This is a genomic window from Acinetobacter sp. D009 (assembly GCF_038562025.1).
Lineage (GTDB): Bacteria > Pseudomonadota > Gammaproteobacteria > Pseudomonadales > Moraxellaceae > Acinetobacter > Acinetobacter pittii.
In genome coordinates this window covers 420,834-434,203 of sequence record NZ_CP151886.1, presented here as the reverse complement: position 1 = coordinate 434,203, position 13,370 = coordinate 420,834, and the positions used below count along the sequence as shown (strand labels likewise).

Sequence of the window (13,370 nt, the reverse complement as noted above, 5' to 3'; positions counted from 1 at the left end):
TTAAGTCTTATGCAATTCTCTTTTTCTATTTTTTGTTCAAAACGCACTTTAACCTAGTATTCTCAACTCATTCTAGGCATTCATAACAAATTCAATCGCTTTATTTAAGAGTTGATTACCTTGTTCAAATTTTTGTGCTTCTGAATATTGCAGTTCACTCACAGGCTGAACATATTCCCCATTAAAGATAGATAGCTCTTCTTCATTTTCAAGCAAGAGTTCTAACGTTGCCGGTGTCATTTCTGGATGAAATTGAAAACCCAGCACATTTTTTCCAATTTGATACATCTGATTACGACAAGCTATATTCTCGGCTAAGTGTATAGCACCTTTGGGTATTTCAAATGTTTCACTATGCCACTGCATCACCTTTATCTTTTCAGGCAAAGGAAAGCTGTCTTGAGGTAAATTTGCTACTCTTTGAACTGTCGACCAGCCAAGTTCCTGATAGCGGTTTCGACTGACTGCGGCCCCAAGTGCATTAGCAATTAGCTGCCCACCCAAACAGAGACCTATAGCAGGCTTTCCTGCTGCTAAGTAACGACGCAACCATCTTTTCTCTATCTTAAGCCATGGATAATTCGCTTCATCATTTACACTCATGGTGCCACCCATGACTAATAATAAGTCAACCTCATCAATTTGTGGTAAAGCTTCTATTTCAAGTGACCGATCAACCGGAAGTGCAAAAAACTCCGTAGAACTAATAGTCGCGTGGTGGGCTTTTAAAAATGAATAACAACTCCCAAAACCCTCACCCGCGATATGTTGAAAATAATGAACTCTTAAATGCGACTTCATGCGCTTAAACCTATTGTTGTTAGAATGTTGTAGTGGTCTTTGCAAAAATAAAGCCAAGTTTTTGTTTTATAGGTCTACTGTAACGAAACGTCTTACAAAACTTTATAAATCTAGCGAAGAATTTAAATTTCTCTTAATCTAACTTTATCATTTAAAACATAACGCACTATGAAAAAGCATAACGATTTCCAGACTCGTCTCATTCATGCCCCAAGAAAGGCTCCGCAATTCATTGAAACAGTGCAACCTCCCTTATTTCGCGCATCAACTATTATTTTCAAATCAACTTCGCACCTTTTTGATCGTCACTGGACGGATAAGTATGACTATAGCTATGGAACACATGGCACCCCTACTACATTCACCTTAGGCGACAATATTGCGCAAATTGAAGGTGGTTTGCATTGTTTGCTTGCACCGAGTGGCCTATCCGCAATTAATATTGTGAACTCAGCATTTTTAAGCACTAATGATGAAGTATGGGTTCCAGACAATATTTACGGGCCAAATCTAGAACATTTAACTTATCTACAAAGTCAATATGGCATTATTGTTAAAGTATATAACCCCATTGACGCTGCAAGTTTTCAACCCACCGAAAGAAGTAAACTATTATGGTTAGAAGCTGCAGGTTCGGTTACTTTAGAGTTTCCTGACCTTAAAAATCTAGTCAAAAAAGCTAAAAAACATGGTGTATTGACTGCTCTAGATAATACTTGGGGGGCTGGGCTTGCGTTTAATGCTTTTAATTTTTCTAATGAACAGCTATCAGTCGATTTAACCGTTCACGCATTAACAAAATATCCAAGTGGTGGTGGTGACATTTTAATGGGCAGCATTGTAACTCGTGATGAGAAACTTCATCACCGCCTATTCCGCACACATGCCATTTTAGGCATCGCAATCTCTGGAGATGATGCGGCTCAAGTTCAACGTAGCCTTGCCCATATGTCTTTACGCTATGAACAACAGTCAGCCAATGCTCACACTCTACTTAAATGGCTAAAGAACCAGCCTCAATTTGCACAAGTTCTACACCCAAGTGATGAATCCTCACCAGGCCATCAATATTGGCAAGAAATCTGCATAGACGGTCAAAGTGCCGGCTTAGTGAGTGTTATTTTTAAACCTGAATATGACATTACAGCAGTACGTCGTTTCTGCGATGCATTAGAGTTATTTAAGCTCGGCTTTAGCTGGGGTGGACCTGTTAGCCTGACTATGCTTTATGATTTAAAAATGATGAGAAAACTTGAGAATACACATTTACAACAAGGATTATTGGTTCGATTCTGTATAGGACTAGAAGATCCGCAAGATTTGATACAAGATATCGAAAATGCACTGAAACAACTGTAAAACGACAAGATTATAGTGACTCAAACCATAGGATAAAAATATATGGGTACACCGATTGTTATTGCTAAAAATATTAAGGACACATCAAAAGAAATTGTTTTACTTCCCCAGTTTGCTAACCGTCATGGACTTATTGCAGGCGCGACAGGTACAGGTAAAACAGTTACGTTAAAAGTTCTAGCAGAGAGTTTCTCTCGAATCGGTGTGCCGGTATTTCTTGCCGATGCTAAAGGCGATGTTTCGAGTCTTGCAAAAGCTGGTGAAGCTTCCGATAAATTTAATGAACGCTTAAAACTTTTACAAATTGATAGTGTTCCATTCGCAGCGAACCCAGTTGTTTTTTGGGATTTATTTGGTCAGCAAGGTCATCCTATCCGAACCACCATTTCTGAAATTGGGCCAATTTTATTAGCACGCATACTAAACTTAAATGATACCCAAGAAGGTGTTTTATCTGCTGTATTCCGTATTGCAGATGACCAAGGTTTACTTTTAGTCGACTTTAAAGATTTAAAAGCCATGATCACTTTTGTGAGTGAACATGCAGCTGAATTTAAAGCCGAGTATGGCAATTTATCTCCAGCCAGCCTAGGTGCCATTCAGCGCAACTTACTCGCTCTTGCCGACCAAGGTGGAGAACAGTTCTTTGGGGAACCAGCTTTAAATATTCTGGATTTTATCCAAACCGATGCAAACGGACACGGTTATATCAATATTCTTGCTGCTGACAAGCTCATGAATACGCCTAAGTTATACGCCACTTTCCTCTTATGGATGCTTTCAGAGTTATTTGAACAGCTACCAGAAGTGGGTGATATGGATAAGCCTAAACTCGTATTTTTCTTTGATGAAGCTCACTTGTTATTTGATAATGCCAGCCAAGCTCTACAAGACAAAATTGAACAAGTGGTACGTTTAATCCGCTCCAAAGGGGTGGGTATCTACTTTATTACTCAAAACCCACTCGATTTACCCGAAAGCGTTCTGGGTCAACTTGGTAATCGCGTTCAACATGCATTACGTGCATTCACCCCTAAAGATCAAAAAGCTGTAAAAACCGCAGCAGACACTTTCCGTGCTAATCCCGATTTTAAAGTTGATGAAGCTATTACCCAACTTGGTGTTGGTGAGGCACTCATTAGCTGTCTAGATGAACAAGGTACACCACAGATTGTAGAACGTGGTTGGGTTATGCCTCCGTACTCTGCATTTACACCGATCACTCCAGAAGAGCGTCAGACTTTAATCTCGCAAAGTATTATTGCTGGCGTTTATGAACAAGCTGTAGATCGTGATAGTGCCTATGAAATGCTACAGAATAAAGTTGCTGAGCGCGAACAACAGCAGCAAGACGCCGAACTTGCAAAACAACAAGCTAAAGAACAAGAAACTTTAGCAAAACAGCAAGCTAAAGAGCAGGAGCGCTTGGCACGTGAGCAACTAAAAGAGGAAGAAAGAGCAGCCCGTGAACGAGCTAAACTCACACAAGACATTGTTGGAACTTTTGCCAAAAGTGCTGCACGTAGCTTAGGAGGAAGTACGGGACAAAAACTCGTAAGAGGCTTGCTCGGCTCTTTATTTGGTAAATAAAAATATTAAAAAAAATGCGTTAATTTTAGGGGATTTTATATCCCCTAATTTTTTTATGGTTTTTTATAAAAAAGTTATTGCCATTAATTTTTTAAAGATGTATTTTAAATACATCTTATATAGCCAGATAAATAAGGTCTAGCCATGACTCCACAACAAATTGAACTTGTTAAATCTACTGTACCGGTTTTACGTGAACACGGCGTTACGCTGACTACATACTTTTATAAGCGCATGCTTAATAACAATCCCGAATTAAAAAATGTTTTTAATTTAGATGACCAAACCAGCTTACGTCAGCCACGTGCTCTTGCAGCTGCTGTACTTGCTTATGCAGAAAATATTGAGAACCCTACCGTGCTCGCTAAAGCGGTAGAACGCATCACCACTAAACACGTGAGCTTAGATATTCAACCAGACCAATATGCAATTGTTGGGGACAACTTGCTTCATTCAATTAGTGAAGTACTCAACGTGCCATTCGAATCAGAGCTTATTGAAGCGTGGAAACAAGCATACTTACAGTTGGCTGATATCTTGATTGGTGTTGAAAAACAAAAATATGAACAACTTGAAAGCTTAAAAGGTGGATGGGCTGGCTGGCGTTCATTTGAAATTACTCAAATTGATCCTTTGGAATCTGGCAAACGCTTCACTTTAAAAGCAACTGACCATGAAGACGTACTGACTAGCCCAGCAAATGCCTTTATTTCAGTTAAAGTACAAGTTCCCGAGCAACAACTTGAACAACCGAAAGCTTTTAAATTTACTGAAGCTCAAGAAGATAACTCGTATCACTTTGAAGTGCAGCCTGAAGAAAATCATACTGAGTTTTCAGTTGCTAATATTCTACTTGAGCATTATAGAGTTGGTGATCAAGTACAGGTTTCAGCCCCTTTAACACTGTAATGTAAAAACCTCTTGCCTGAAAGTTTTCTTATTTAGACTTTCAGGCTAAGATGATCATCCTTTTAATCTCTTCCATTTTTGGTGATCATGCAGCTTAATAAATTTACCGATTATGCATTACGACTCTTAATGTATGTTGCACGCCCAAGTGATGCACCCTACACGATTGCAGAAATCGCGAAAGATTTGCATGTTTCACAAAACCATCTAGTTAAAGTTGTTCATTTCATGGGCAAGCAGGAATGGATTATTACCATTCGTGGAAAAGGCGGAGGAATTCGCTTAAATCCAGATGCACTTAACTCAAATTTAGGTTCAATTGTTCGAATATTACAGGGCGACAATCAAATCGTTGAATGTAATACGCCACCTTGCGTATTACGTAGTCACTGTGGTTTAAAAGGTATTTTAGATCAGGCTTTAGAAAGCTTTTATCAAAGCCTAGATCAATACACACTCGGAGAAGTTTTGCAGCAATCAAAATCTGCTCCTGCCAACTCCCCTATTGCATTTTTACAAATCTAAGTTCTACTGATTTTAATAAGTCGACTTATTGAAAATTAGCAAGAATACCCAAGCTCCTTTATACTAGGCGCGAGCCCTCTCATTTAAAAAGTTATTTTTTATGCGTCGTAGTGAAAAATCGAAAGACACCAAAGCCAGACTCGCACCCAAGCAAAAGATCAGCTATGAAAAGAAACCAGATCCAGCGATCACGGCATATGCTGTGCAATCACTCAACTGGTTACGTCAAGCTGAGTTTCTAATGAGTGCACCTAAATTGGCACTTTGTGTTGAAGATAGTGGCTACGAGATCGCTTTTGCAGGACGTTCAAATGCCGGTAAGTCTAGTGCTATCAATGCATTAACCAACAAAAAACAGTTAGCACGCGCCTCTAAAAAACCTGGCCGTACTCAGATGATTAACTTCTTTAGTTTAGGCAACCCTGATCAACGTTTAGTCGATCTTCCTGGCTATGGTTATGCAGCCGTACCTGAAGATATGAAACGAGTATGGCAAAAAGAATTAGAGAACTATTTAATCCATCGTAAAAGCTTACAAGGCTTAGTATTACTGATGGATATTCGCCATCCTCTACAGCATTTCGACATGATGATGCTAGAGTGGGCTTATTCACGTCATCTCTTTGTTCATATTCTCCTAACAAAAGCAGACAAACTTAATCGTGGCCCTGCAAACAAAGTGCTATTAGAAGTTAAGCAACAACTGAAAAAAATGAAGCTTGATTTCTCGATTCAACTTTTCTCATCACTTAATAAATTAGGTTTAGAAGAGCTAGCAAGTGTTATGGCTGGACGCCTGCATTTTACCCTTGATCAAGAGCCGGAATTTGACGTTGACGCGATCCCTGAAGCATCAGATGAGGATACTGAAGAGTAAATCGTCAAAACAGATACAATTTCTTTATTAAATTTATTTTCAAATTGGCCCCTATTGCTAAACACAAATGTAGGGGCTTTTTTTATACTCGTTATAACTTCATCGAGTTAAAAATCAGGACTAAATGATGAAATTGTTATCTTTTTTGAAGAACAAGGCTTTAGGTTCTTCTATTGACTATAAAATTCTTCCACGTAAAGTAAAATTTGACTGGAAAGATACCCCTGTTGACTGGATTCCAAATCAGCCTTTCGCAAGTTATTTTATTAATGAAATTAATAACATCTTACCTGCCGGAGAATTTTGGTTTTGCCGTTTGTACAATAAAGTTTTACCGCAAATTAAAGATGAAAAACTTAAACAGGATGTACAAGCATTTATCCGCCAAGAAGCTATGCATGCCAATGCGCATACTTCTGCCAATAAAGAATATTTAAGTGCGCGTAATATTGATATCCAGCGAAATCTGGACATTATGAATTATCTATTTACAACCGCCTTAGCAGATAAACCTTTCGACAAAGAAGTTCCTCAATTTCTCCAAGGGCAATGGGACCTTTTCCGTTTAGGCGTTATTGCAACCGTCGAACATATGACCTGTGTATTAGGGAAATATGCACTATATAACAAGCGTTGGGAAGAATTAGGCGCTGATCCTGAAATGGTCGATCTAGTTAAATGGCATGGTTCAGAAGAAATTGAACACCGTACCGTTGCTTTTGATTTATATCGCCATTTGGGTGGTGGATATATTCCACGCTACTATTTAAGCCTTGCAGTGATTCTACTGGTGCTTGGATTATGGATAGATGGCGCTGCACATATTATGAAACAAGATCCACGTTTTGCTGATGCTGCTAAATCTAGATTTTTCCCAGTATGGGTTGCTGTAGAGTGGTATAAAATTAGCAGAAAAGATAATCAGGTTTTACCAAACCCAATCTGGCTGATTGCCCAACAAATTGATTACCTCATGCCTTGGTATGATCCAGTTAAAGAAGGCAGCACTGAAGATGCGGTAAGTTATTTATCGCAATCTCCAGCAGCAAAAAGAGCCGAGTTACAAGCGGCTTAAAAATAAAAAAGCAGGATTTAAAATCCTGCTTTTTTATTTAGGAGATTAGACACTGATATCTTTATCTTTTGTATAACGATCGACAACCACACTAATCATCATATCACCCTGCACATTTACCACTGTTCTTACCGTATCCAATAGACGGTCAATCGGAAGTAAAATTGCAATTGCTTCAGCCGGTAAACCTACAGACTGTAAAACCATAATCATGGTAACCATACCAGCACTTGGAATTCCAGGGGCCCCTAGTGATGCAATCATTGCTGTTAAACACACAATAATTTGTTGTGTCAGGTTTAAGTCTAGCCCCACCAAATTTGCGACAAATAATGCAGCGGCTGCTTCATATAGTGCAGTGCCATCCATATTAAGCTGTGTACCTAAAGGAATTACAAAACCAGCTGTTTGCGGACGAACACCTAAGTTTTCCTGTGCGCATTTCATACTAAGGGGCATTGTGGCAGAACTAGAGCTGGTTGCAAATGCTGTAATTAGCGCTGTACGTGTTCCTTTGAAAAAAGTCCAAGGACTCATGCGGCCAAAAATCCAAAGTAGCAACGGTAAAACAACAGCACCATGAAAAATGGTAGTCCCTGTCACTACAACAGCAAACTCAGCCAAACGACTGAGTACCGAAATATCTTCCGTTGCCATTAACTTTGCTAATAAGGCAAAAATACCCAAAGGTGCTAGCTTCATTACCCAGCCGACTAGCATCATCATCATTTCAAAAAATTGATGACTTAATACGCGAATACTTTTAAAACGCTCACCGCCATGGACTAAAGCAACACCAACAAATAGCGCAAACACCACAACCGCTAAAACGTTACCGTCGCTAAACGCTTTAAATGGGTTGATTAATGTATTTTGAATAAAATTAGTGAAAAAACTTGCAGGATTTAAACTATCTGGTGCCTGATAGTTTTGCATAGACGTTTGGAAAATAGAGATATCTATACCACGTCCTACTTCAAATAGATGAGCACAACTTATACCTAAAATTAAAGCCAATGTTGTTGTAGTCAAACAGCATAAAAAGGTAATTTTCCAGACTGGACCTAACTGTCCTCCCGCCTGCAAATTAGAGACACCCACAACAATCGAGCTAAAAATCAAAGGCACCAACAACATTTTAAGCAGCCCAATAAAGACACTACTTAATATTCCTAACCCATATAAACTATGTTTTACAAACGCAGTATCAGGATACAACGTTAATATAAAACCAAAGGCTAAGCCTAAAATGGCCGCAATAAGAATTTGTGTGTTTAAGTTCATATCAGCATTATTTTTTTCAGTTGGCAATCCTTTTGCAAATATGACATGAGCTTGCTTTTCATACGAGCAATTTTTTGTCACATCGTTTCAATTAAAAATAAAAAAGCCATCTCATGAGATGGCTTTATAAATAAGCTTATTGTGTTTCAATTTCCCGCAAACGGATTAAACCCTCTTGCACGGTACTGCATACAAGTTGGCCATTTTGCCACATACGTCCAAAGTTCAAGCCGCGAGAAGCTGCGCTGACTGTTGCTTCCATATCGTAAAGCATCCATTCATCAGCGCGCAGCGGACGATGAAAATAGATGGCATGATCAATACTTGCACACTGCAAACTTGGAGAAATATAGCTAAGCCCATGCGGTCTCAAAGCAGTTGTCATTAAGGTAAAGTCTGAATAAAACGCAACAATCGCTTGATGGAGGGCAATATCATCTAATTGTTTTGGAATACGGTCATGTGTGCGGATATAGTGCGCATTATAAGGAGCTTCAGGTTGAGGCTGAAACGGATTTACCGGATCAATTGGGCGAATTTCTACATGGCGCTCACGCATGAAACTAGCACGAACATTTTCAGGTACGAAATTTAAAATACCTTCTTTGAGCTCATTTTCAGATTTAAGAGTCTCTGGCGCGGGATACTCTGGCTCTTGATGTTGATAGTTCAAGCCTTCTTCGGGGTTAGCAAAAGAAACCATCGCCGAAAATATAACTCGTCCGTGTTGAATGGCACGAACCTGACGGCTTACGAAACTCTTCCCATCACGTAAACGGTCTACTTCATAGATAATTGGGGCATTAATATCGCCACCATATAAAAAATATGCATGCAAAGAATGCGCTGGGCGATCGGTTGTATAAGATGCCGCACGTAAAGCCTGACCCAAAACCTGCCCACCAAAGACACGTTTACCGACAAGATTACGGCTTATGCCACGGTAAATATTTTCTTCTAGCTTCTCTAAAGTAAGAAGATCAACAAGTTCTTGGGTTAACGCATTCATGAGAGATACCTTCATATTTCAGGTAAAAAATCGTATTAAAGTACAGATGTGTAGAATCTATTGTGCCATAAAAAACTATTTGAACATGGAACAATCAGTCAACTTCTGACGAAGATTGCTCATATAACAGCTAAAAATACGATTTTTAACGATAAAATATGCCAAAAGCATTATAATTTATAAGAAAGTAGCATATTGTTTTTTTTAATAAATGCCGCAAAATAATTACCCTCTGCATTTGGTGCTGGGATTTGTCTTTAAGAAGTAGGAGTTCTTATGTCCAAGAGTGGGTTTGGTCAAATGTATCGTCGGCTTTCGAGTAAACTACTTGACCTCGTGGTAACACCACATGTTCTTGGGGAAGTTCCTACTGAACCAGTATCAGAAACAACAGAAACAGAAGCAAAAACTGACCGCCAAAAAGTGGTTTGTTACGTCTTACAAAACCACTCTCGAAGCAATGCTCTGGTGGTTGATGGAGAAACGCGTCGTTTAAATTTAAAACCTGCGTTAGACCCACTCATTGTGGGTACTCATCAGGAAAAAGCATCAGTTTTATTTTTACAGCACAATGATGAAAATAATTTACTGAATCCGCCTCCTCATGCTTTTCCACCGCGTTTAATAAAACTGATTGAAGTTTTACAAGAAAACCCTGAACTTGATATAGAGCTTGTTCCGGTTACAGTTTTATGGGGCCGTTCGCCAGATAAAGAAGATTCTTGGTTTAAATTATTATTTTCCGACACATGGGCAACGCCAAGCACAGTTAAGCAGTTGGTAAATATTGGTTTGCATGGTCGTCAGTCTTATTTAGAGTTTCATGAACCGCAATCGCTACGTGAATTGGTTGAATATGCACAGCAGCATTATCCAAATCTTTCACCAGCAACTTATATTGTGAGTACGTTAAATGATTATTTAGACCGTCAGCGTGAAGTCGTGTTAGGCCCCGATTTGTCGGATCGCCGCAATGTCATGCAATCGGTTGTTAAATCTCGTGATGTGCAAGAAGCAATCCGCCGTGAAAGTATTCGCGGAAAAGTGAGCATGCTTGAAGCGGAACGCCGTGCAATCGGCTATGTGAATGAAATCGTATCGGATTATTCGCACTCAGCAGTGCGCTTTGCTGACCTTGCCTTAACGCGCTTATGGACTCAGCTTTATGACGGCGTAGAAGTACATAACTTTAGTACAGTTCGTGAACTAGCGAAAGATTATGAAGTTGTCTACACACCTTGCCACCGCAGTCACATTGACTATTTACTATTGTCATATGTCATCTATAAACGTGGCTTAATGGTTCCGTATATTGCTGCGGGCGATAACTTAAACTTACCTTTTGTTGGACAGCTTCTACGTGGTGGCGGTGCATTCTTCATTCGCCGCTCTTTCCGTGGAAATGGACTCTACACTACTGTATTTAAAGAATATCTATATAGTATTTTGTCACGCAATACGCCTCTTGAATACTTTATTGAAGGTGGACGTTCACGTACTGGACGTTTATTGCCGCCTAAAACCGGTATGCTTGCCATGACAGTTCACAGCCATTTACGTGGCCGTGCTAAACCTATCGTTTTCTTACCAACTTATATTGGTTATGAACGACTTATGGAAGGCTCAACTTACGTAGGCGAAATGCAAGGTAAGCCAAAAGAAGCCGAATCTATTTTTGGTATTGTGAAAACCTTACGAAAAATTGAACGTATATTTGGTAAAGTCCACGTCAATTTTGGTGAACCTGTTTTCCTTGATGATCTGCTTAAGCAACATAATGCAGAAAACGTTTATATCGAGAAAAATGACGACCCAATTCCTCAAGCTGTTTCAGATGCAGTAAATAGCTCTGCACATGCAATTTTAGAAAATATTAACCGAGCTGTGGTGATTAACCCTGTTTCTTTACTTTCTATTATTCTGCTTGCAACTCCAAAGCATACACTTGATGAAGAAATTTGTATTAAGCAACTTGAAGCTTACCGCAACTTGGCATCAAACTTCCCATATGACCAACGTATGGAAGTAACGCCACTTTCTGGTAAAGAAATTATTGCGTATGGTTTAAAGCTTAAACTCATTAAACGCGTTCAGCATGCACTTGGCGATATTATTGCGATTGAAGATAACCAAGCTGTTCTTCTGACTTACTTCCGTAATAACATCTTGCACGCCTTTGTTTTACCTTCTCTAGTAGCATCGCTTGTTGAGCATAATGGAAAAATCAGTCGTTCAGATTTAACCAATGTCATCTATACGCTCTATCCATTCTTGAAAGCTGAGTTATTCCTTAAATGGAAGAGTAGCGAGCTTAAGGCACAAGTTGAGCAATATGCAGATGCCCTAGTTCAATCTAACCTTATTCAACAAGACGATGAAGGTAACTTGATTAGCTCTGCGCCAAATACTGAAGAGCATAATCAGCTTGTTGTTTTAGCGACACCAGTTAAGCAAAGTCTTGAGCGTTACTACATGACACTTGCGCTCATTACTCAACGTGGTTCTGGTAATATTTCTGCTAAACAAGTTGAAGAATTAAGTCATTTATTAGGGCAACGTTTATCAGTTCTCTATGAATTTAATTCGCCAGAGTTCTTCGATAAAGCTTTATTCCAAAGCTTCTTAAAAGTACTTACACAACAAAATTACATTCGTACCAACGACCAAGGCCAAATTGAGTTTGATGATAATTTCCGTCAAATGGCTGCTGGCGCACAGTTGGTGCTTGATGAAGTAACCTTACAAATGTTACAGCACATCACCACCTTTACTGACGAAGAATTGAAAGATGCTCTTGAAGCAATGGCATCTCAACAAGCTAAACGCCGTTTAAAACGCAAAAAAGCTTAAAGTCTTCAGTCAAAATAAAAGGCAACTTCGGTTGCCTTTTATTTTATTAGCGAATTGGACATTCAAAATAACGTGGATCGTCCATACAACGTAAGCGCTTCATAAGCTGAACGAAATAAGCATCGTAATAACCTGAAAGAACGTACTGATTACGTATTTTGGCAACCATTACGTCATAACTTTGCTTCTCATAAAAAGAGACATCTACCCAATAATAAGCAGGTAAATGATTTTCCCATTGTGTCGCACGATTCGTCAGCAATTGGCTATTTTGAACAAACCATCCTCGAATTTTCCGGCCAAAATTAGCAGGATAAGCTTGCGGCTTAATAATTAAATTGACACCGAAATATGCCAAAGGAAAATTAATGACTTGAGTATTTGGTCCAAATTCTTTTTGTAAGTTATACGGCAATAATCCATATACTGGGGCAGCAATAATATCGATTTTATTTTGCTTAAACTGCGCAATCGCGTTAGATAAATCGACATAAACTGGCTGAGCACCTACACTTCGTACCAGTGCTTGTTGTGGTGGATTGTTGGGTAACACCCCAATACGATGATTTCTTAATTGAGCGACTCTAGAGAGGTTCTTATTTTTTAGAACCATGTAAGCAGTTCCAATTGGAATCATTCCTATAGCTTCATAATTCTTAGAAACCAGCCTTTTCTCAATTGTAGGGTGATTTAAAAGCTGCAAAAAGCTTTTGGCCGTACGATTATTAGGAATAAGCCCTATACCCGCGGTACTTCCCATAAACTGGTTATAACGATAAGTATTGAAATTGGATGCAGCTAAACCTGAACATTTCCCATCATCAAAAGCTTGTATGGCTTGCTGTTCTTTTTGATAGGTAACAACTTTAAATTTGACTTGATATTGCTGGGCATATAGCCGAATGTCATTTAAACGGCGAGCAATATCCCCTTGGGACCCGATAGGATCATATGCACACCACACCTGATCCTCGGCCCAACTCGCAGCAGCTGTTCCACTCAAAATAAGAGCTAAACAAATTTTTTTCATTTTCAAACTTTTTATCTTTATCGGCAATTTGACTGCCTCATCAGGTATTTATGTTCTTATT

Annotated in this window: 12 protein-coding genes; 8 read left to right on the top strand and 4 right to left on the bottom strand. The window is 39.1% G+C overall.

Annotated features, from left to right (window positions below):
* Nucleotides 1–72: 72 nt before the first annotated feature.
* Nucleotides 73–801 (bottom strand): type 1 glutamine amidotransferase, encoded by a 729-nt coding sequence (locus AAC388_RS02070; protein ID WP_104075308.1) that lies wholly within the window; start codon nucleotides 799–801, stop codon nucleotides 73–75.
* A 168-nt stretch (nucleotides 802–969) separates the two neighbouring features.
* Here AAC388_RS02070 and AAC388_RS02065 point away from each other — a divergent pair, with 168 nt between their 5' ends.
* From AAC388_RS02065 to AAC388_RS02035, 7 genes are all read left to right on the top strand, one after another.
* Nucleotides 970–2,160, top strand: coding sequence for a PLP-dependent transferase (locus tag AAC388_RS02065; RefSeq protein ID WP_329760193.1), 1,191 nt, complete (start codon nucleotides 970–972; stop codon nucleotides 2,158–2,160).
* A 42-nt stretch (nucleotides 2,161–2,202) separates the two neighbouring features.
* The gene (locus tag AAC388_RS02060; RefSeq protein ID WP_064786473.1) at nucleotides 2,203–3,750 is read left to right on the top strand and encodes a helicase HerA-like domain-containing protein; all 1,548 of its coding nucleotides are present in this window, start codon (nucleotides 2,203–2,205) and stop codon (nucleotides 3,748–3,750) included.
* Complete coding sequence (locus tag AAC388_RS02055; RefSeq protein ID WP_161282742.1) at nucleotides 3,740–3,892, top strand: hypothetical protein; 153 nt, start codon at nucleotides 3,740–3,742, stop codon at nucleotides 3,890–3,892. Before AAC388_RS02060 ends, AAC388_RS02055 begins: the two co-directional genes overlap by 11 nt.
* A gap of 2 nt (nucleotides 3,893–3,894) precedes the next feature.
* Nucleotides 3,895–4,659, top strand: a complete 765-nt coding sequence (locus AAC388_RS02050) for a globin domain-containing protein (RefSeq protein ID WP_014207751.1) — start codon at nucleotides 3,895–3,897, stop codon at nucleotides 4,657–4,659.
* An 87-nt stretch (nucleotides 4,660–4,746) separates the two neighbouring features.
* Nucleotides 4,747–5,184, top strand: coding sequence for an Rrf2 family transcriptional regulator (locus tag AAC388_RS02045; protein ID WP_002116968.1), 438 nt, complete (start codon nucleotides 4,747–4,749; stop codon nucleotides 5,182–5,184).
* A 100-nt stretch (nucleotides 5,185–5,284) separates the two neighbouring features.
* Nucleotides 5,285–6,061: a ribosome biogenesis GTP-binding protein YihA/YsxC gene (gene yihA / locus AAC388_RS02040; RefSeq protein ID WP_002116788.1), complete on the top strand. Its 777-nt coding sequence runs from the start codon at nucleotides 5,285–5,287 to the stop codon at nucleotides 6,059–6,061.
* 124 nt (nucleotides 6,062–6,185) lie between these two features.
* Nucleotides 6,186–7,136, top strand: coding sequence for a metal-dependent hydrolase (locus AAC388_RS02035; protein WP_199985539.1), 951 nt, complete (start codon nucleotides 6,186–6,188; stop codon nucleotides 7,134–7,136).
* A gap of 45 nt (nucleotides 7,137–7,181) precedes the next feature.
* Here AAC388_RS02035 and AAC388_RS02030 read toward each other — a convergent pair whose 3' ends face one another.
* Together AAC388_RS02030 and AAC388_RS02025 are read right to left on the bottom strand one after the other, a co-directional pair.
* Nucleotides 7,182–8,447, bottom strand: coding sequence for a dicarboxylate/amino acid:cation symporter (locus AAC388_RS02030; RefSeq protein ID WP_031945274.1), 1,266 nt, complete (start codon nucleotides 8,445–8,447; stop codon nucleotides 7,182–7,184).
* A gap of 109 nt (nucleotides 8,448–8,556) precedes the next feature.
* Nucleotides 8,557–9,429, bottom strand: a complete 873-nt coding sequence (locus tag AAC388_RS02025) for an acyl-CoA thioesterase II (protein WP_002116924.1) — start codon at nucleotides 9,427–9,429, stop codon at nucleotides 8,557–8,559.
* A gap of 276 nt (nucleotides 9,430–9,705) precedes the next feature.
* Here AAC388_RS02025 and plsB point away from each other — a divergent pair, with 276 nt between their 5' ends.
* On the top strand, nucleotides 9,706–12,279 hold the full coding sequence (plsB, locus tag AAC388_RS02020; RefSeq protein WP_005067259.1) for a glycerol-3-phosphate 1-O-acyltransferase PlsB: 2,574 nt from the start codon (nucleotides 9,706–9,708) through the stop codon (nucleotides 12,277–12,279).
* 46 nt (nucleotides 12,280–12,325) lie between these two features.
* On the opposite strand, the gene AAC388_RS02015 is transcribed toward plsB, so the two are convergent.
* Nucleotides 12,326–13,309: a putative solute-binding protein gene (locus tag AAC388_RS02015; RefSeq protein ID WP_342371131.1), complete on the bottom strand. Its 984-nt coding sequence runs from the start codon at nucleotides 13,307–13,309 to the stop codon at nucleotides 12,326–12,328.
* Nucleotides 13,310–13,370 lie beyond the last annotated feature (61 nt).

What these genes read in the sequence shown, in the direction of transcription:
- AAC388_RS02070 (WP_104075308.1), bottom strand. Translation starts at nt 801, where the DNA reads ATGAAGTCGCATTTAAGAGTTCATTATTTTCAACATATCGCGGGTGAG.
- AAC388_RS02065 (WP_329760193.1), top strand. Translation starts at nt 970, where the DNA reads ATGAAAAAGCATAACGATTTCCAGACTCGTCTCATTCATGCCCCAAGA.
- AAC388_RS02060 (WP_064786473.1), top strand. Translation starts at nt 2,203, where the DNA reads ATGGGTACACCGATTGTTATTGCTAAAAATATTAAGGACACATCAAAA.
- AAC388_RS02050 (WP_014207751.1), top strand. Translation starts at nt 3,895, where the DNA reads ATGACTCCACAACAAATTGAACTTGTTAAATCTACTGTACCGGTTTTA.
- AAC388_RS02045 (WP_002116968.1), top strand. Translation starts at nt 4,747, where the DNA reads ATGCAGCTTAATAAATTTACCGATTATGCATTACGACTCTTAATGTAT.
- yihA (WP_002116788.1), top strand. Translation starts at nt 5,285, where the DNA reads ATGCGTCGTAGTGAAAAATCGAAAGACACCAAAGCCAGACTCGCACCC.
- AAC388_RS02035 (WP_199985539.1), top strand. Translation starts at nt 6,186, where the DNA reads ATGATGAAATTGTTATCTTTTTTGAAGAACAAGGCTTTAGGTTCTTCT.
- AAC388_RS02025 (WP_002116924.1), bottom strand. Translation starts at nt 9,429, where the DNA reads ATGAATGCGTTAACCCAAGAACTTGTTGATCTTCTTACTTTAGAGAAG.
- plsB (WP_005067259.1), top strand. Translation starts at nt 9,706, where the DNA reads ATGTCCAAGAGTGGGTTTGGTCAAATGTATCGTCGGCTTTCGAGTAAA.
- AAC388_RS02015 (WP_342371131.1), bottom strand. Translation starts at nt 13,309, where the DNA reads ATGAAAAAAATTTGTTTAGCTCTTATTTTGAGTGGAACAGCTGCTGCG.